Annotated in this window: 15 protein-coding genes; 9 read left to right on the top strand and 6 right to left on the bottom strand. The window is 66.5% G+C overall.

Translation table 11 applies throughout. The features are described from left to right. The 7 genes from PNI01S_RS06035 to PNI01S_RS06005 all read left to right on the top strand — a co-directional run bounded on the left by PNI01S_RS06035 (position 1) and on the right by PNI01S_RS06005 (position 6,305). Complete coding sequence (locus PNI01S_RS06035; RefSeq protein ID WP_084357621.1) at positions 1–1,203, top strand: SfnB family sulfur acquisition oxidoreductase; 1,203 nt, start codon at positions 1–3, stop codon at positions 1,201–1,203. Next, positions 1,200–2,597 carry an LLM class flavin-dependent oxidoreductase gene (locus PNI01S_RS06030; RefSeq protein WP_024765493.1) on the top strand — a complete coding sequence of 466 codons (1,398 nt, stop codon included), beginning with the start codon at positions 1,200–1,202 and terminating at the stop codon, positions 2,595–2,597. Before PNI01S_RS06035 ends, PNI01S_RS06030 begins: the two co-directional genes overlap by 4 nt. A 39-nt stretch (positions 2,598–2,636) precedes the next feature. Beyond that, positions 2,637–3,434: a MetQ/NlpA family ABC transporter substrate-binding protein gene (locus PNI01S_RS06025; RefSeq protein ID WP_084357620.1), complete on the top strand. Its 798-nt coding sequence runs from the start codon at positions 2,637–2,639 to the stop codon at positions 3,432–3,434. Between the two features lie 135 nt (positions 3,435–3,569). After that, entirely contained in the window at positions 3,570–4,631 is a 1,062-nt protein-coding gene (locus tag PNI01S_RS06020) for a methionine ABC transporter ATP-binding protein (protein ID WP_084357619.1), read from the top strand. After that, entirely contained in the window at positions 4,624–5,268 is a 645-nt protein-coding gene (locus PNI01S_RS06015) for a methionine ABC transporter permease (protein ID WP_084357618.1), read from the top strand. Before PNI01S_RS06020 ends, PNI01S_RS06015 begins: the two co-directional genes overlap by 8 nt. Before the next feature lie 135 nt (positions 5,269–5,403). Continuing rightward, positions 5,404–5,913, top strand: a complete 510-nt coding sequence (locus tag PNI01S_RS06010) for a hypothetical protein (protein WP_256576542.1) — start codon at positions 5,404–5,406, stop codon at positions 5,911–5,913. A gap of 38 nt (positions 5,914–5,951) precedes the next feature. Next, positions 5,952–6,305: a VOC family protein gene (locus PNI01S_RS06005; RefSeq protein WP_024765497.1), complete on the top strand. Its 354-nt coding sequence runs from the start codon at positions 5,952–5,954 to the stop codon at positions 6,303–6,305. An 80-nt stretch (positions 6,306–6,385) separates the two neighbouring features. Here the strand turns inward: PNI01S_RS06005 and PNI01S_RS06000 are convergent, their stop codons facing one another. Both PNI01S_RS06000 and PNI01S_RS05995 read right to left on the bottom strand, forming a co-directional pair. After that, on the bottom strand, positions 6,386–7,207 hold the full coding sequence (locus PNI01S_RS06000; protein ID WP_024765498.1) for an alpha/beta fold hydrolase: 822 nt from the start codon (positions 7,205–7,207) through the stop codon (positions 6,386–6,388). Positions 7,208–7,346: 139 nt separating this feature from the next. Then, on the bottom strand, positions 7,347–8,246 hold the full coding sequence (locus tag PNI01S_RS05995) for a LysR family transcriptional regulator (protein WP_084357616.1): 900 nt from the start codon (positions 8,244–8,246) through the stop codon (positions 7,347–7,349). A 115-nt stretch (positions 8,247–8,361) separates the two neighbouring features. Here PNI01S_RS05995 and PNI01S_RS05990 point away from each other — a divergent pair, with 115 nt between their 5' ends. Beyond that, positions 8,362–9,354: an aldo/keto reductase gene (locus PNI01S_RS05990; protein WP_084357615.1), complete on the top strand. Its 993-nt coding sequence runs from the start codon at positions 8,362–8,364 to the stop codon at positions 9,352–9,354. Between the two features lie 67 nt (positions 9,355–9,421). Further along, positions 9,422–9,889, top strand: a complete 468-nt coding sequence (locus PNI01S_RS05985; RefSeq protein WP_024765501.1) for a thermonuclease family protein — start codon at positions 9,422–9,424, stop codon at positions 9,887–9,889. A gap of 2 nt (positions 9,890–9,891) precedes the next feature. Here the strand turns inward: PNI01S_RS05985 and PNI01S_RS05980 are convergent, their stop codons facing one another. From PNI01S_RS05980 to PNI01S_RS05965, 4 genes are all read right to left on the bottom strand, one after another. Next, positions 9,892–10,692, bottom strand: coding sequence for a substrate-binding periplasmic protein (locus tag PNI01S_RS05980; protein ID WP_223186860.1), 801 nt, complete (start codon positions 10,690–10,692; stop codon positions 9,892–9,894). Between the two features lie 100 nt (positions 10,693–10,792). After that, positions 10,793–13,510, bottom strand: a complete 2,718-nt coding sequence (gene mgtA / locus PNI01S_RS05975) for a magnesium-translocating P-type ATPase (protein WP_038803158.1) — start codon at positions 13,508–13,510, stop codon at positions 10,793–10,795. 125 nt (positions 13,511–13,635) lie between these two features. Continuing rightward, positions 13,636–17,301, bottom strand: a complete 3,666-nt coding sequence (locus PNI01S_RS05970; protein ID WP_084357614.1) for a translocation/assembly module TamB domain-containing protein — start codon at positions 17,299–17,301, stop codon at positions 13,636–13,638. 14 nt (positions 17,302–17,315) lie between these two features. Further along, positions 17,316–19,043 carry an autotransporter assembly complex protein TamA gene (locus PNI01S_RS05965; protein WP_084357613.1) on the bottom strand — a complete coding sequence of 576 codons (1,728 nt, stop codon included), beginning with the start codon at positions 19,041–19,043 and terminating at the stop codon, positions 17,316–17,318. Positions 19,044–19,096 lie beyond the last annotated feature (53 nt).

Raw genomic sequence — 19,096 nt, 5'->3', positions numbered from 1 at the left:
ATGAACAGTCTCGTACAGCCAAATCCCGTCCACATCATCCGCAGCGACGACGAAGCCCTCGACGTCGCCCGCGCCTTGGCCGCCGACTTCCGCGCAGGCGCCATCGCCCGCGACCGCGAGCGGCGCCTGCCGTGGGACGAACTAGAACGCTTCAGCCGCTCCGGCCTGTGGGGCATCACCGTGCCGCGCGAGTATGGCGGCGCGGGCGTCTCCCGCGTCACCGTGGCGCGGGTGATCGCCATCATCTCCGCCGCCGACGGCTCGCTGGGGCAGATTCCGCAGAACCATTTCTATGCCATCGAACTGCTGCGGGTGAATGGCAACGACGAGCAGAAAGCCCGCCTGTTCGCCGAGGTGCTGGCCGGCGTGCGCTTCGGCAATGCGCTGGCGGAGATCGGCACCCGTACCGCCCATGATCGCACCACGCGCCTCAAGCGCGAGGACGGCCGCCTGCGCATTCACGGCCGCAAGTTCTACTGTACCGGCGCGCTGTATGCGCAGCGCATTCCGACGCTGGTGATCGATGACGATGGCCTGCAGCAATTCGCCTTCATCCCGCGCGACACCCCGGGCGTCGAGATCATCGACGACTGGTCCGGCTTCGGCCAGCGCACCACCGGCAGCGGCAGCGTGGTGTTCGATGGCGCGCAGGTCGGCGAGGACGACATCGTCTCGTTCCAGGCTGCTTTCGAGCGCCCGACCACCGTTGGCCCTTACGCACAGATTCTGCACGCGGCCATCGATGTCGGCATCGCTCGGGGCGCTTATGAAGACACGCTGACCTTCCTGCGCGAGAAGGCACGGCCGTGGATCGATTCGGGGGTGGACAAGGCCAGCGATGATCCGCTGGCGATCAACGAGGTGGGCCGCCTGGCGATCCGCCTGCATGCCGCCGAAGCGCTGCTGGACCGCTCCGGCCGAGTGCTCGACGCAGCCACCGCCGAGCCGACTGCCGAAAGCGTTGCCGCCGCGTCCATCGCCGTGGCCGAGGCGCGCGCCATTACCACCGAAGTCTCGCTGCTCGCCGGCAGCAAGCTGATCGAACTGGGCGGCAGCCGCGCCAGCCTCGCCGAACTGGGCCTGGATCGCCACTGGCGCAACGCCCGCGTGCACACCCTGCACGACCCGGCGCGCTGGAAGTATTTCGCGGTGGGCAACTACTACCTCAACGGCAAGCTCCCGCCGCGCCGGGGAACCCTATGAGCCAGAAACAGATTCTCCTCAACGCCTTCAGCATGAATTGCGTCGGCCATATCAACCACGGCCTGTGGACCCACCCGCGCGACCGCTCGACGGACTTCAACAGGCTCAGCCACTGGACCGAGCTCGCCCGCCTGCTGGAGAAAGGCCTGTTCGACGGCCTGTTCCTGGCCGATATCCTCGGCGTCTACGACGTCTACCAGAACGGCATCGAGCTCACCGCGAAGGAGGCCATCCAGCTGCCGGTGAACGACCCGCTGATGCTGGTCTCGGCCATGGCCGGCGTTACGCAAAATCTGGGCTTCGGCGTCACCGCCAACCTCACCTACGAGGCACCCTACCCGTTCGCCCGGCGCCTCTCCACCCTCGACCATCTGAGCGATGGCCGGGTCGGCTGGAATATCGTCACCGGTTACCTGGAAAGCACCGCCCGCGCCATGGGCCAGGACCGGCAGATCGACCACGACCGCCGCTACGACCGCGCCGACGAATACCTGGAGGTGCTCTACAAGCTCTGGGAAGGCAGCTGGGAAGACGACGCGGTAATCGCCGACCGCCAGCGCCGCCTCTATGCGCAGCCGGGCAAGGTGCACAAGGTCCGCCACCACGGCGAGTTCTTCGACGTCGAGGGCTACCACCTCAGCCAGCCATCGCCGCAGCGCACGCCACTCTTGTTCCAGGCCGGCGCGTCCAATCGCGGGCTCGCCTTCGCAGCACGCCACGCCGAGTGCGTGTTCGTCTCGGCACAGAGCCGTGAAGCCACCCGCGTGCTGGTGGACCGCATCCGCCAGGCGGCAGTGGACGCGGGGCGTCGGCCGGACGACATCAAGGTGTTCATGGGCATCAACGTGATAGTCGCAGCGACCGAGGCCGAAGCCCATGACAAGCTCGCCGAGTACCGCCGCTTCGCCAGCGCCGAGGCCGGGCTTGCGCACTTCGCCAGCACCACCGGCATAGACTTCTCGCGCTACGCGCTGGACGAGCCGATCCGCTACGAAAAGACCAATGCCATCGAGTCCGCCACCAAGGCCCTGACCGTGGCCCGTACCGACGCCACCGTGCGCCAGTTGCTGGAACAGTTCACCCTCGGCGGCCGCTACACCACGCTGGTGGGCGACCCGGTGCAGGTAGCGGACGAGCTGCTGGGCTGGATCAACGAGGCGGGCCTGGACGGCTTCAACCTCACCCGCACCGTGGAGCCGGAAAGCTACGCCGACTTCATTGAGCTGGTGGTGCCCGAATTGCAGAACCGCGGCGCCTACAAGACCGCCTACGAGGCCGGCACCCTGCGGGAAAAACTCTTCGGCGCCGGCCGCGCCCGACTGCCCGCGCGGCACGTCGGCGCGAGCTATCGCCAGGCAACCGCCACTGGAGCGACTCCAGCCTTCTCTCTTTAAAAGGCCGTCAGGCTCTAAACCCCATAAGGATTCGTTGCCATGCATGCACGCATCAAGCTCACCCTCGGCCTTTCGCTGAGCCTCCTCGCCGCCGGCCTCGCCCAGGCCGCCGATACCCTGCGCCTGGGCACCACCGCCGCCTTCGCCCCTCCGCTGGAAGTGGCGGTGAAGGAAGCCGCCGCACAAGGCCTGAAGGTCGAGCTGGTGGAATTCACCGACTGGAATGCGCCGAACATCACCCTCGACCACGGCGACATCGATGCCAACTACTTCCAGCACACGCCCTTCCTGGAAAACGCCAACCGCGAAGGCGGGCTGCACCTGAAGGCCTTCGCACCGGGGATCATCAACAACGTCGGCCTGTATTCGACCAAATACAAGGCCATCGCCGACCTGCCCGAGGGCGCCAAGGTCGCCATCGCCAACGACCCCATCAATGGCGGCCGCGGCCTGCAGCTGCTGCAGAAGGCCGGGCTGCTCAAGCTCAAGGATGGAGTGGGCTACAAGGCGACGCTGGACGACATCGTCGCCAACCCCAGGCACATTCAGATCATCGAACTGGAAGCCGTGCAGCTGGTGCGCGCGCTGGATGACGTCGACCTGGCCCAGGGCTACCCGCACTATATCCGCCTGGCCGGCACCATCGATCCGAACAGCGCGCTGCTGTTCGACGGTATCGAGAACAAGGAGTACGTCATCCAGTTCGTCACCCGCGATGACTACAAGGACCCGGACGGCAAGCTGAAGAAATTCGTCGACCTCTACCAGCATTCACCGCAGGTGCGCGCCGCGCTGGACAAGGCCCATGGCTCGCTCTACCAACCCGGCTGGCAGTGAGCGCGCCGACGTTCATCGGTAAGGGTAAATGTCTTCTTCTGCGAAGCCGAGGCGGAGCTTTTTCCCTATCCCCAGCCCTCTCCCTGAAGGGAGAGGGCAACCAGCCTTCTCCGAACTCCAGAACAGGCCCCCACCATGGTCAGCTTCAACCGTAACCTCGAACTCGCCATCCAGCACATCGCCCTGCGCGGCCTGGGCAAGACCTACGCCGGCCACCACGGCCCGGTGGAGGCACTGAGCGATATCGAACTCTCCGTCCGCCGTGGCGAAGTGTTCGGCATCATCGGCCGCAGCGGCGCCGGCAAGAGCTCGCTGATCCGCACCCTCAACCGCCTGGAGCAACCCAGCGTCGGCCAGGTGCTGATCGACGGCGAGGACATCGGCGCCTTCGACGCCCAGCAACTGGTCGGCCTGCGCCGCCGCGTCGGCATGATCTTCCAGCACTTCAACCTGATGTCGGCCAAGACGGTCGCGCAGAACATCGCCCTGCCCCTGCGCGTGGCCGGCGTGCCCAAGGCGCGCATCGCCGAGCGGGTGGACGAACTGCTACAGCTCGTAGGGCTGCAGGACAAGCGCCACGCCTACCCGGCGCAACTCTCCGGCGGGCAGAAGCAGCGCGTCGGCATTGCCCGCGCGCTGGTGCACCAGCCGGAAATCCTGCTCTGCGACGAGGCCACTTCGGCGCTGGACCCGGAGAGCACCCAGGCCATCCTCGCCCTGCTGCGCGACATCAACCGCCGCCTCGGCCTGACCATCGTGCTGATCACCCACGAGATGGCGGTGATCCGGGAAATCTGCGACCGCGTGGTGGTGCTCGAACGGGGCCGCATCGTTGAGCAAGGCGACGTCTGGGAGGTCTTCGGCAACCCGCAGCACGAAGTCAGCCGCACCCTGCTCGGCTCGCTGCAGCAGCACCTGCCGCCGGACCTGCTGGCGCGGCTGGAAAATCCGTCGGACGACGAGGTCATCCTCGACCTGCACTACACCGGTGTACGCGAGCAGGAGCCCGACCTGCTGGCCATTGCCCAGGCACTGGGCAGCCGCATCAGCCTGCTGCACGGCGGCATCGAACGTATCCAGGGCCGCGCCCTTGGTCGCCTGCTGCTGAGCGTCGCCGCGCCCGCAACCAGCGCTGCGCAGCTGCTCGAACGTGCCCGCGACGTCGCCGATCGCTTGGAGGTGCTCACCCATGCCTGATCGCTTGCTGCAAGGCCTGCTTGATACCCTGCTGATGATCGGCGCGTCCTCGGCCATCGTCCTGCTGGTGGGCATTCCGCTGGCCCTGGTGCTGGTCACCACCGGCCCCGGCGGGATCTTCCAGGCGCGCCTGGTCAACCAGGGCCTGGGCAGCGTGGTCAATGTGCTGCGCTCGATCCCTTTCCTGATCCTGATGGTCGCGCTGATCCCCTTCACCCGTCTGATCGTCGGCACCAGCTACGGCGTGTGGGCCGCGGTCGTGCCGCTGACCATCGCCGCCACGCCGTTCTTTGCGCGCATCGCCGAAGTCAGCCTGCGCGAGGTCGACCACGGCTTGATCGAGGCCGCGCAGGCGATGGGCTGCCAACCCCGGCACATCATCTGGAACGTGCTGCTGCCCGAGGCACAGCCAGGCATCGTCGCCGGCTTCACCATCACCCTGGTGACCATGATCAACTCCTCGGCCATGGCGGGCGCCATCGGTGCTGGCGGCCTCGGCGACCTGGCCTACCGCTACGGCTACCAGCGCTTCGATACACAGGTGATGCTCACCGTGATCATCCTGCTGGTGGCGTTGGTGACCCTGATCCAGTTCGGCGGCGACCGCCTGGCGCGCTGGCTGAACAAGCGGCTGTGACGTTCGTCGGCTGAATCCACCGCGGCCCCGCTCCGACGCGGGTTGCGTCTAACCTGACAACACACCCGCCCCTCCGTGCCCCGGCACAGCTCGTGGATGCGTGGCGTCCCTGTGCTCACTGCGGAGGCGTTCGTCATGGCCAACCCCCTTTCCACCCTGGGTATCGTGCATACCGCCATCAGCCTGGTGCCCCTGGTCGCGGGCATCTGGGCGTTCTATCAGGCGGGGCGCATCGACCCGCGCAGCCGTGTCGGCAGGTGGTATGTCTACGGGATGATCCTCGGCGTGCTGACGGCATTCGGACTCTCCAGTACCGGCGGCTTCAACGCGGGGCACGCCATCGGCATCCTCTGCCTGGTCGCCATTGCGGTGGGTAGCTACGCGCAGCGCGTCGGCGCCCTCGGCGGCCTGGGCGAGTACGTGGAAACGGCGGCGATGAGCTTCAGCTTCTTCCTGATGGTGATCCCGACGCTCAACGAATCGCTGTCGCGCCTGCCGCCGTCGAACCCCATCGGCCAGGGTCCGGATTCGCCACCGGTGCAAACAGCGGTGACTATCGCGCTGCTGGTCTTCGTCGTCGGTGTGCTCTACCAGTTCTACCGCATCCATCGTCGGCGGATGCCGCCGGCACGCCCGGCACACTGAGGGTCTATGCTGGCGGTTGTCCTTATCGGAGCTCCGCCATGACCGTCCGCCGCATCGTCGCCAACCTCGCTGCCGGTGAGCCTGCCGAAGTCGCGCGTTTCTATCGCGAACTGTTCGACCTAGAGATCGTGATGGACCACGGCTGGCTGATCACGCTCGCCAGCGGCGAAAGCGCACTCGCGCAGTTGAGCCTGGCCAGCGAAGGGGGCTCCGGCGCGCCGGTGCCAGGCCTGTCCATCGAGGTGGACAATCTCGACGAGGTGTATCAGCGTGCCCAGGCCGCCGGCCACGAGATTGTCTATGCGTTGACCCTCGAGCCCTGGGGCGTGCGGCGGTTCTTCGTGCGCGATCCCCAGGGGACGCTGGTGAATGCACTCCAGCATGTTCATTAAGAAGTGGGTGTGCGAGCAGGCTCGCTCCTACAACTGCCTGTGCGCTACTCCTGCAGGAGCGAGCTTGCTCGCGAATGGCTTCAGCGATTGAGGAAGCCCAACAGATCCGCGTTCACCTGGTCGGCCATGGTGGTACACATGCCGTGCGACCCGCCCTTGTACACCTTCAGCTCACCTTTCTGCACCAGCTCGACAGAGCGCTGGCCGGCGGCGCCAATGGGCACGATCTGATCGTCATCGCCGTGGAGGATCAGCGCCGGCACGTCGATCTTCTTCAGGTCCTCGGTGTAATCCACTTCGGAGAACTCACGGACGCACAGGTACAAGCCCAGGTGCCCGCCCATCATGCCCTGCAGCCAGAAGTTGTCGATGACTCCCTGGGAAACCTTCACACCCGGCCGGTTGTAGCCGTAGAAAGGTAGCGCCAGGTCCTTGAAGAACTGCGAGCGGTCTTCCTTCACGCCCTTGCGGATGCCGTCGAACACGTCGATCGGCAAACCACCGGGGTTGGCGGCGGTCTTGAGCATCAGCGGCGGCACCGCACCGATCAGCACAGCGCCGGAAAGCCGCTTGGTGCCATGCCGGCCGATATAGTGCGCCACCTCGCCGCCACCGGTGGAGTGGCCCACCAGTGTGGCGCCCTTGAGGTCAAGTGCCTCGATCACCGCCGCGAGGTCGTCGGCGTAGGTATCCATGTCATTGCCATTGGCCGGCTGGCCCGAGCGTCCATGGCCGCGCCGGTCATGGGCGATGACACGGTAGCCCTTCTGCACCAGGAACAGCATCTGCGCGTCCCAGGCGTCAGCATTGAGCGGCCAGCCATGGGAGAACACCACTGGCTGCCCGCTGCCCCAATCCTTGTAGAAGATCTCGGTGCCATCTTTCGCTTTCACGATGCTCATTTGGGTCGTTTCCTTCAGGGAGTAGTTGAAAAGAAACGCCGCAACTTCAGCGACTGCAAACCGCTCTACGGCGGCCTTGAGCATAGCCAGCACAGTGACGGCGGCAGGTTTCGCCGGCAGCTTTCCGACGAGCGACGGCTCAAACGATGCCCGCCTCGAACAAACCGCCGAGCCAGTCGGAGAACACCCGCAGGCGCCGCGACATCTGCCGGCGCACTGGATACAGCACGCTGACCGGCAACGGTGGCGGCTGCCAGGCGCGCAGTACTTCGAGCAGCTCACCGCTGGCCAGCCCCTCGCGCAAGTGGTAGCGCGGCGCCTGGATCATCCCGAAACCGGCACGGCAGGCGGCGATGTAGGCATCGGCGTTGTTCACCGTGATCCGGCTGGGCAACCGCTGGGTACGCAGTTGGCCGTCGAAGCGGAACTCCAGGTCGAAGATGCGTCCGCTGGAAGCCGACTGATAGTTCACCGCCAAGTGCCCTTCGAGCCGCTGAGGATGCTCGGGCAGCCCGAACTCCTGCGCGTAGGCGCGCCCCACGCAGGTGAGTTGCTCGAGCTCGGCGATACGCCGGCCGACCAGGCTGGAATCCGGCAATTCTCCGGCGCGCAGCACGCAGTCCACCCCCTCGCGAACCAGGTCCACCTGGCGGTCGTTCAGGCTCAGCTCCAGCTCGATCTGCGGGTAGCGCCGGCAGAACTCCGGCAGCGCCGGGATCACCACCAGCCGCCCCAGCGAGCTGGGCAGGTCGATGCGCAGCTTGCCGCGCGGGTTGTCGGGGGAGTCGGAGAAGCAGTTCTCCGCTTCCTCCAGATCCTCCAGCAGGCGCACGCAGCGCTCGTAGTAAGCCTGCCCGTCGGCGGTGACACTCACCTGCCGGGTGGTGCGGCGCAGCAGTTGCACGCCCAGGTGCGTCTCCAATTGCTGGATCAGCTGGGTCACGCTGGCGCGCGGCAGCTGGAGGCTGTCCGCCGCCTTGCCGAAGGCCCTGAGTTCGACGATGCGGGTGTAGACCTGCATGGCCTGCAAGCGGTCCATAACACGCTCCGATTATTCATCCATACCGAATAGTTAAACCGTAATCCGCTGGTTTATCCATGCCAGACAAACAACAAGAATGGTCCTGCCCCTTTCCTCACCTGGAGAATCCCGCATGAAAACCCGTCGCCTGGGCCCGCAAGGCCCCATCGTCTCCGCCATCGGCCTCGGTTGCATGGGCATGTCCGACTTCTACACCACCGGCAGCGATGAAGCCGAATCCATCTCCACCCTGCACCGCGCGCTGGAACTGGGCGTCACGCTGCTCGACACTGCCGACATCTATGGCCCGCACACCAACGAGGAACTGCTCGGCCGCGCCCTGAAGGGCAAGCGCGAACAGGTCTTCCTTGCCACCAAGTTCGGCATCGTGCGCACCCCGGACCAGCCGCAGGTACGCGGCGCCAACGGCAGCCCGGAGTACATCCGCCAGGCCGTGGAAGGCAGCCTGCAGCGCCTGGGCACCGACCACATCGATCTCTACTACCAGCACCGCGTCGACCCGAAGGTACCCATCGAGGAAACCGTCGGTGCCATGGCCGAGTTGGTGAAGGCCGGCAAGGTGCGCTTCCTCGGCCTCAGCGAAGCCTCGGCAGAAACCCTGGAGCGCGCGCACCGGGTCCACCCGATCACCGCGCTGCAGAGCGAGTACTCATTGTGGACCCGCGACCCGGAGGAGAACGGCGTGCTGGCCGCCTGTGCACGCCTGGGAGTCGGCTTCGTGCCCTACAGCCCGCTGGGCCGGGGCTTCCTCACCGGTGCGTTGAAGAGCCCCGATGACTTCGCCGAGGATGACTATCGCCGCTCCAGCCCACGCTTCACCGGCGAGAATTTCGCGAAGAACCTGCAACTGGTGGACAAGGTCGCCGAGCTGGCCGCCGCTCGGGACGTGAAACCCTCGCAACTGGCGCTGGCCTGGGTGCTGGCCCAGGGCGAGCACCTCGTGCCCATCCCCGGCACCAAGCAGCGCAAGTACCTGGAGGAGAACGTCGCCGCCGTGAACCTGGCGCTGACCCAGGCTGAACTGCTCGAACTGGACGCGATCTTCCCGGCCGGCGCCGCCGCCGGCGGGCGCTACAGCGAACAGGTGATGGCGCTGATCCAGTAAAAGCTCTGCAGCGGCGCTCCGGTGGACGCTCGCAGCGGTTATGCTGACGGGGTCCATCGGAGGCTCCATGCGATTCGTTCCCGCCGCACTGCTCGTACTATCCTTCCTTCCCCTCGCCGCCCACGCGGATGAGGAATGCCAGGTGACGGCCGTCTTCAGCGGCGACCAGTTGACCTGCCAGCGCGCGGACGGTGGCGACACCACCATCCACCTGCGCGGCGTGACCGCTCCGGAACTGGAGCAGCCCTTCGGCCAACGTTCCCGCGCAGCCCTGGTGCAGCTTGCCCTGGGCAAGAGCGCCACCCTCAAGCACGCCGAACCGCTGGCCGACGGCAGCCTGCGCGCGGCGGTGTGGGTCACTCCGGCGGAGTGCCCGAACTGCGGCCACACCCTGGATATCGGCCGCGCCCAGTTGAGCATCGGCCTCGCACGCTGGCGGCAGAGCGACGCGCAGACGCCCGAGGAAGTCGGCCAGTACCAGTTCGAGGAACACGAAGCCAAGGCGCGCCGAATCAACCTCTGGCGCAAGCCCTGAAGTCAATTGCTGACATAGTGCTGCAGGATGCGCCGATCCTCGCCCTCTTCCACCAGGGTCTTGAGCATCTGCGCATAGCGACGGACGAAACCCTCGTCCTGGGTGCGCTTGCTGAACGCGACCTCCGCCGACTCCGCTGACACCACCACGCCCGTAGGTTCGATGCGCCGCGCCAGGCCCAGTTGCTGAAGCTCATACTGGCCGCTGTGCTCGTCGGCGATGATGCCGTCGATGCGCCCCTTGTCGACCATATGCCAGAGGTTGCTGCGGTTTGGGTTGAAGAACACACGCGCGGCGTAGTCCGGATCGGCCATCAGTTGGCGGAAGGGTTCGCCGTAGGACACATCGATCTGTGCGCCGAGACGGAAGCCGCTGCCGGCCAGATCGGACAGCTGCTGCAGGCTGTCGCGCTGGGGCAAACCGCGTCGGACAAAGAGGATGTTGCGCGAGGGCGGCAACAGGGCACCGGAGAACCAGGCATAGACCTCGCGCTCGGGCTTGCGGAAGGCGCCGGGCAACACGTCGAGGCGGCCCAGCTCCAGCTCCTTCAACGCCCGCGCCCAGGGCAGCTTGACCATGCGCACCTGGCAACCCAGGCGCTCCAGCACGGCACGGTTCAGCTCGACGTAGAGACCTCCGATGCGGCCGTCGGGCAACTGCATGCTGAACGGCGGGTCGTCATCCCAGCGCAGTGACTTTTCGCAGGCAGCCAGCGGCAAGCTGGCCAGCGCCAGGCCCAGCAGGACCAGGCGCTTGAAGCGCACACGCAGGAGCAACGGCAGGCGAACGGCTCGCGATGGCAATATCTCGACTCACAGCGGGAGAAGACGGACGCCGCAGTGTATTGAACCCCATGCCCGCGTGACCAGCGGTGATCGGGTTCGGACGTTCGTCCCGTTTCGCTCACTGCCAGCCGTAGCGCCGCGCGAACCAGCCCTTCACCGCCTGGGTCAGCGCCATGTAGCCCAGCAGGATGGCCACCAGCCAAGGCCAGTAACCCAGCGGCAACGCCTCCATGCGGAAGGAGTGCGCCAGCGGTCCCATGGGCAGGAAGATCGCCACCGCGACGATCACCAGGGTCATGCCCAGCAGCGGCCAGGCGGCGCGGCTTTGCAGGAAGGGAATGCGCCGGGTGCGGATCATGTGCACCACCAGCAGTTGCGAGATCAGCCCCTCGACGAACCAGCCGGACTGGAACAGCGTCTGGTGCACGGGTGAGTTCGCACCGAACACATGCCAGAGCACGAGGAAGGTGGCGATGTCGAAGATCGAACTGATCGGCCCGAAGAACACCATGAAACGCCCCAGCCCGTCCGGGTTCCATTGCTGCGGTTTGCGCAGCAGCTCGTCGTCGACATGGTCGAAGGGAATGGCGACCTGCGACAGGTCGTAGAGCAGGTTCTGCACCAGCAGCTGCAGCGGCAGCATCGGCAGAAACGGAATGAACGCACTGGCCACCAGCACGCTGAACACGTTGCCGAAGTTGGAGCTGGCGGTCATGCGGATGTACTTGAGCATGTTGGCGAAGGTGCGGCGGCCTTCGATGACGCCCTCCTCCAGGACCATCAGGCTCTTTTCCAGGAGGATCAGGTCGGCGGCTTCCTTGGCGATGTCCACCGCCGAATCCACCGAGATGCCGATGTCCGCCGTGCGCAGCGCCGGAGCGTCGTTGATGCCGTCGCCGAGGAAGCCGACCACATGGCCGCGCTCGCGCAGCACGCGCACCAGGCGCTCCTTGTGACTGGGGGTGAGCTTGGCGAACAGCGTGGTGCGCTCGGCCAGTTCGCCCAGCGCGGTATCGTCCAGCTCGTCCAGCTGCGGGCCGAGCAGCACACCCTCGACCACCAGGCCCACATCACGGCAGACCTTGAGGCTTACCCGGTCGTTGTCGCCGGTCAGCACCTTCACGGCCACGCCGTTCTGTGCCAGCGCGCGCAGCGCCGGAGCGGTGGTTTCCTTGGGCGGATCGAGGAAGGCGATGTAGCCGGCCAGGCACAGCCGGCTCTCGTCCGCCACGCCGTAGGTATCGCGGGTCGGCGGCAACTCGCGAGTGGCGACGGCGACCACCCGCAAGCCTTCCTGGTTGAGCTCGTCGGCCACCGCGCGAATGCTGTCCAGGCGGGCACCGGTCAGCGGCTCGATACCCTCGGCGGTCTCCACCGATTCGCACACCGCCAGCACTTCTTCCAGCGCGCCCTTGCAGATCAGCAGGTGGTTGTCCTCGCGTTCACTGACCACCACCGACATGCGCCGGCGGGCGAAGTCGAAGGGAATCTCGTCGAGCTTGCGGAAGCGGCTGTCCACCTTGAGCGCATGGCGCAGCTCGACGTGTTCGAGCACGGCGACGTCCAGCAGGTTCTTCAGGCCGGTCTGGTAGTGGCTGTTGAGGAAGGCCAGTTGCAGCACGCGGTCCTGCACCTGGCCGAAGGCGTCGGTGTGGCGTTCGAGGACGATGCGGTCCTGGGTCAGGGTACCGGTCTTGTCGGTGCAGAGGATGTCCATCGCGCCGAAGTTCTGGATGGCGTCCAGACGCTTGACGATCACCTTGCGCCTGCTGAGCACCACCGCGCCCTTGGCCAGGGTCGAGGTGACGATCATCGGAAGCATTTCCGGGGTCAGGCCGACGGCGATGGACAGCGCGAACAGCGCGGCCTCCAGCCAGTCACCCTTGGTGAAGCCATTGATCAGCAGGACCACCGGCGCCATCACCAGCATGAAGCGGATCAGCAGCCAACTGACGCGGTTCACCCCGGTCTGGAACGCGGTCGGCGTCGGATCGCTGGCGATCACTCGCTCGGCAAGGGAGCCGAAGTAAGTGCGCGTGCCGGTGCCGATCACCACCGCCAGGGCGGAGCCGCTGACCACCGTGGTGCCCATGAAGCACAGGCTGTCGCGCTCCAGCGGATTGCCCTGGCGGGCATCGCGCAGCTGGGCGAACTTCTCGACCGGCAGGGATTCGCCGGTCAGTGCAGCCTGGCCGACGAAGAGGTCCTTGGCGCTCAGCAGGCGCACGTCCGCCGGCACCATGTCGCCGGCCGACAGCCACAGCACATCGCCGGGCACCAGTTGACGGATCGGCACCTCCACGCGCAGCGCGGGGCCATCGTCCTCGGCGCTGCGGAATACCGTGGCGGTGTTGCTGACCATCGCCTTGAGCTTTTCGGCGGCCCGGTTGGAGCGCTTCTCCTGGATGAAACGCAGCAACGTGGAAATAGCCACCATGCTGCCGATCACCACGGCGGCCTCGACGTCCTCGGTAAGCCAGGAGATGGTCGCCAGCACGGTGAGCAGCAGGTTGAAGGGATTGCAGTAGCAGTACCACAGGTGCATCCAGGCGCCGATCGGCCGGTCCTGGTCGACCTCGTTCAGCCCGTCGCGCTGGCGGCGTTCCTCTGCCTCGGTTTCGCTGAGGCCCTCGCGCCGGCTTTCCAGGCGCTCCAGCACAGAGGCGGACTCCAGCGCTGACCATTCCAGCAGGCTCGCGGTCAGCGCATTGGACGCCTGGCGCCCGACGGCGGCCCCCCGCAGCAGGTCGCGCGCGGCCAGCCGGCGCAATTGACGGGCCGGGAAGCCCTTGTTGATGAATTCGAGCAGGTGGGTCCTGATGAGGTCCAGGCGCATGATGACTCTCCCCTTGTGCGCCACGTCGTCCGGCGGCGGGGGAAGTCTGTGCCGGCTACCTTAAGGGGCCATGAAGGCTGGCGGGGCCAGGGCGGAAGAGTCGGCAGCAACGCTGCCGACTGCACTCAGAAGTCGCGCTTGTAGAAGATATCCAGCGAACTGGCCAGGCCGCTGGCGGCCTCCAGGTAGACCTTTTTGCTCAGCAGGTAGCGCAGCGCGATGGTGTTGGCCGGCTCGAACACGCCCACGCCATAACGCAGGCTGAGACGGTCGGAGAGCTGGCCGCTGGCGACCACGCTGGTGCTGTTGCCGGTGCCCTCGGTGTCCAGCTGGAAGTCCTGGATACCCAGCCTCTGCGCCACCTCGCCGGTCAATGGCGCACTGCCCGCCAGACCGAGCGCCAGGGCCGCCTCGCCCAGCATGTTGCTGTCCTCGCCGCTGGACATCGGCCGGCCCAGCACCAGGTAGGACAGCGCCTGCTGCTGACTCATGGCGGGCTCGGAGAACACCTCGCTGCGCGGCTGCTCGGCATTGCCGGTCAGGCGCAGGCCGGCCACCACGTCGTCGACCTTGCGGATCGCCTCGACGTCGAGGAAAGGCTGGTCGATGGGCCCGGCGAACAGCAGCCGCGCGCGGCGGATGGTCAGCTTCTGACCGTAGGCGCGGTAGCGGCCGTTGTTCAGGCGCAGCTCGCCGCGGGTGTCCATGTTGTCGCCAATGTGCACCTGGCCGGCCAGTTCGGCATTCAGGCCGAAGCCGCTGAAGGTCAGCTTGTCGCTGCCGACCTTGACGTCGATGTCCATGTTCAGCGCCAGGGCGCTCCTGGGTTCCTGCTTCGCGCCGACGATCACGGTGTCGTCGGAGACCTTGACCGTGGACGGCGGCAACTGGCGAATGGTGATGGCGCCGCGCGGCACCTGCACCGAACCGGAAACCGCGAGCTTCTCACCCGCCATCTGCACGCTGAGGTCCGGTTCCACCTCAAGGTTGGCGTAAGGCTCCACGGTGACCGGCAAACGATTGCCGCGCAGCTTCACGTCGACATCCAGGCCACTGGCCCAGGCGATGCGCCCGGACAGGCTGCCGTTGCCGTTCTCGCCCGCCTTCCAGTCACCACTCAGGTCGACCTGCTCGCCGGCGATCCGCGCGGTGACCTGCAACTGCTCGAAGCGCGTCGGCAGATCGCCACCGGAGATTTCGCTGTCACTCAGGCGCAGTTCGCCGTCCACCCGGGGCGCCAGCAGGCCGCCGGAAATCTGCCCGCTGCCATTGAGATGGCCTTTCAGGGTTTCCACCATGGGCGCGAACGGCCGGGCCAGGGAGATATCCAGGCCATTGAGGCTGAAGGTGCCGTTGACCGGCTTGTTTTTCGGGCGCGGATCGAGCTGGACCTGGGCCTGCAGGCTGCCGAGCTTGTCGCCCTGGAACTGCAGGTTGGTGTCGATGCGCCGTGGCGTCAGGCGACTTTCCAGCTGCAGGCGCTGGTAGGGGAAGTCGACCCATTCCTCCTGCTCCTTGATGCGCAGGGTGCCGTCATTGGCATTGATCAGGATCGAACCGTTCGGCCCGCTGCCAGGCAGGTCGAGCTGCACGTCGCCGTCGAGCTTGCCCTTCCAGGCAAAGTCTTCCGGCAGCCAGCGCGCCAGGCTGTCCAGCGGGAACTCGCGCAGGTGCATGCGCAGGCGCGGGTCGGGCATCAGGCGCTGGTCTTCCATGCACAGGCTGGCCGGGCCGGAGGCCCAGCAATGGGCGCCAAGGTTGATGCGCCCGTCCGCCAGACGCTCCAGGCGCGCCGGCTGCTGCAAGCGCCAGTCCTGTCCGCCGCTCTGTATATCGCCTTTCGCGAGGCGCCCGCGCCAGTCCTTGCCGTTCCAGTTGCCGTCCAGACCGAGGTCGAGCACCACCGGTTTGCCTTGCAGGTTCAGGGCAAGCTGCTGGCGCTTGAGATCGCCGCTGCCGTCCAGCTTGAGCACGCCGAAATCCGTATCGCCGCTGCGCAGGCCCTGGGCCGTCAGGTTGACCCGGCCACGCTGGGCGGCATCCAGGGAGGCGGTCAGGTCCAGCGTGCGCAGGCCCTGGTCGGCGTAGGCGACGCGCTGGCCGTCGAGCTTGAGCTGCCCCTGCGGCGCCTGCAGCGTGCCGGCAAGATCGAGCTGGCCGCTGACCTTGCCGAACAATTGCGGCCACAACTGGCCCAGGCGATTCAGCGCAATATCCAGGCGGCCGGACAACCGCTGGTCCAGCGCAGCCTGCCCGCTGATGCGGTTGTCGCCCAGTTGCAGCGTCAGTCCATCGACCTTCCACGCCTGACCAGCCGCCACGGCATTTGCCTTGAAAATGGCTGACTGGCCGCGCAGGCGCCCCTGCAGGTCGAGGTTGGCATCAAGGTTCAATGCCTCGCCCTTGAGCGAGCCCTTGCTGCGCAGCGGCCCGCCAAGGCGGCCGGGCATCTCCTCCAGCCAGTAGGCCGGGTCGAGGTCGGACAGGCCGAGGGCCGCATCCCAGGTCACCGCGTCGGCGAAGCCGACCTTCAGGTGTCCTTCGGCCTTGCCCTGCCCCGCCACCAGTTTCAGCGACGGCAGGAAGACTTCCGAGAGGTTGCCCGACACCGGGCTGGCCAGGGTGAAATCGCCGGCAGGCCCCTTGAAGGCGCCATCGAAGTTGCCCAGGTAGGCACCCTCGCTGTAGCTCACTTCGGCTTTGAAGGTATGCACGCTCACCGGCGGCTCGTCGATGGCCGGATACAGGCGGCGCCAGGGGAAGTCGAGCCAGTCGAGCTGAGCGTTGGCAGCGAAGGCATCCTTCCAGTCGAGCCGGCCGGTCAGCGCCACGCGCTGGTCCTTGGCGGCACTCAGGTCCAGCGCGGCGATATCCGCGCCCTGGGCGTCGACACGGCCGCGCAGCGTCAGTACCACCGGGCTTTGCTCGGCGGGCAACACGGCAGCGCCGGCCAGTTGGTAGCCATCCTTGAGATTGCCGCTGGCGTTCAGGCGCAATTGATTCAGCGTCAGGGTATCGGGCAGCGAGGCGTCCGCCTTGAAGCCGTCGGCAATCACCAGTGCGGTGGCCGGCAGGTTCTCCGCCAGCGGTTGCAGGTCACCTTCCAGGGTGCCGTTCAGATAGCCACTGCTCTGCGCCTGCAACTTCAGGTGGCCCATCAGCTCGCCACTGGCCTGCAGTCGCAGGGTCCAGGGTTTCTCACCCGGCGCCGGCAGGCCGAGAGTGCCCTCGGCCTCCAGCGGCCAGCCCTGCGTGGGTTTCAGCAAGCCCATGAGCGACAGGTTCAGGCCATCGCGGACGAGCTTTACCGAGTCGATATGCAGGCCTTCACTGTCCCAGTGCGCCGCCAGTTCGGCGTCGCGCAGCTGTTCCTGGCCATCCAGCAGGAAGCGACCAATACGGATGTCACCCAGCTCCAGCGACAGCGGCAGGCTCAGGTCGGGCAACTCGATTGGGCCGGAGGACTCGCTCGGCTCGCTTGGCGGCAGGGTCAGCAGCACTTCGTTGGCCACCACCTTGTGCAGGCACAGGGTCATGCGCAGCAGGCAGGCAGGCGACCAGTCGATCTGCGGCTGATCGAGCACCAGATGCGTTGCACCATCGCTCCACTCCAGGCGCTTGGCGCTGAAACCGTCGGCGAGGCGACCGTCGAATCCTTCCACGTTCAGGCCCGGCACCCAGCTCAACACTGCACGGCTGCCGGCTGGAGTGCCGAGCAAGGCAGCCACGGCGATAACCAGCAGCAGAATCAGCCCGAGCAGGCCGCCCAGGCTCCAGCGCAGTGCGCGCATCCAGCCCACGCGACTCACAACTCAGGCCCCATGGAGAAGTGCAGGCGGATGCCGCCGTCCTCATCCAGGCCGTCGGCGAGGTCCAGGCGCAGCGGGCCGACCGGGGAAATCCAGCGGATGCCGATCCCGACGCCAGTCTTGATCGAGGGGAAGTCCAGCGAGTTGAAGGAGTTGCCCTGGTCGACGAAGGCGGCGATGCGCCAGCGCTCGGCGATGGGATACTGGTATTCGACGCTGCCGGCGACCATGTAGCGGCCGCCAATGCGGTCGCCATCGGAATTCTTCGGCGACAGCGTCTGGTAGTCGTAGCCACGCACGCTCTGGTCGCCACCGGCGAAAAAGCGCAGCGACGGCGGGATCGCGCTGTAGTCATTGGTGGCGATGCCGCCGACCTGGATGCGTCCAAGCAAGCGCTGCCCTCCCCAGAAACTGGTCACGCCCTTGGCCATGGCGTTGATGTGCGCCACATCGGCGTCCGCCAGCAGACCTTCCTTGGCGCCCTTCACTTCGAACTGCAGGCGGTAGCCCTTGCCAGGGTCGATCTTGTTGTCGGCTTCGAGGATCGAGTAGCCGATCCCCGGCATCAGGAAGCTGCTCAGGCCCGAATCGTCACCCAGCTTGTATTCCTCGCGCTGCCAATTCAGCGAGACGACCCGCTGCCAGCCGCTGTCGAGCTTGTGGTGCCACTCGCCACCGAGCGTGAGCAGCTTGCTCTCGGTGTCCACCAGGTCTTCGTACTGGTAGCCGCTGGTGAAGCGCAGCTTGTCGGTGAGCGGCGGGTCCAGCGGGATCTCGTACCAGGCGCCGACGTTCTGCCGGGGCGCGGAAACTTCCGCCTCGAAGCCCAGGCTGTGGCCCTGCGGGTTGACCCAGTGACGGGTCCAGGTCGCCCGTGCGCGCGGCCCCACGTCCGTCGAGAAGCCGAGGCCAAGCCCCATGGTGCGCGGCTTGCGCGCTTCCAGGTGAACGTGCACCGGCACCACCTCGCCATCGGCATTGGTCGGTGCAGCGTCGACCCGCACGCCATCGAAATAGCCGCTGGATTGCAGAGCCTGGTTGAGATCGGCGATCTGCTCGGAATCGTAGTCGCTGCCTTCCTTGAACGGCACCATGCGCTGCAGCAGGTCCTCGTCGAAGGGGAAATCGCCGGCGAAGTCGACCTTGCCCAGCCGGTAGCGCGGCCCGCTGGCGTAGACCAGCTCGATATCCGCCACACCCGCCTCGGGGTCGATGCGCAACTGCTGCTGGGTGAACTGCCCGCGGAAGAAACCGAAGCGCGAAGCCTGGTTCTGGATCAGCCGCTTGGCGTCCTCATAGGCGCCGTGGTTGAGTTGCGCGCCAGGCTTCAGGGAATCCCCGCCGGGAACGCGGAAGCTCTTGAGCTTGGCGGCCGGCCCGTCAACTCGCACCGTCACATTACGCAGGTGCACGGGCTCGCCTGGCCGCACATTGATCCGCAGCGTGGGCACCTTGTCATCGGTCACCCGGCCACGGATCCGCGCCTGGTAGTAACCCAAAGCCTGGGCGGCCTTCTGCGCCTGCTCCACGGCATTGCGCCGGAATCTTTGCAGGGCCGCCTGATCACGCTCGCCAAGGCTGCCCACATAGGCCTCGATATTGGCCTTGAGCGCAGCGTTGGCGGGGGTGACACGAACGTCGAGATGGGCTTCGACCGCCAGCGCCCTCTGCAAGCAGAAGGCCATTACCAGCAGCAGCCCAAGCAATCCTTGGACAACTCTCATGGCGCGAAATGCTAGCACGGGTTTTCCCCGCGATGCCTCACCCTAGAGCGTAG

The organism is Pseudomonas nitroreducens NBRC 12694, from assembly GCF_002091755.1.
Classification (GTDB): Bacteria; Pseudomonadota; Gammaproteobacteria; order Pseudomonadales; family Pseudomonadaceae; genus Pseudomonas; species Pseudomonas nitroreducens.
This window is presented reverse-complemented; position numbering and strand designations above follow the sequence as displayed.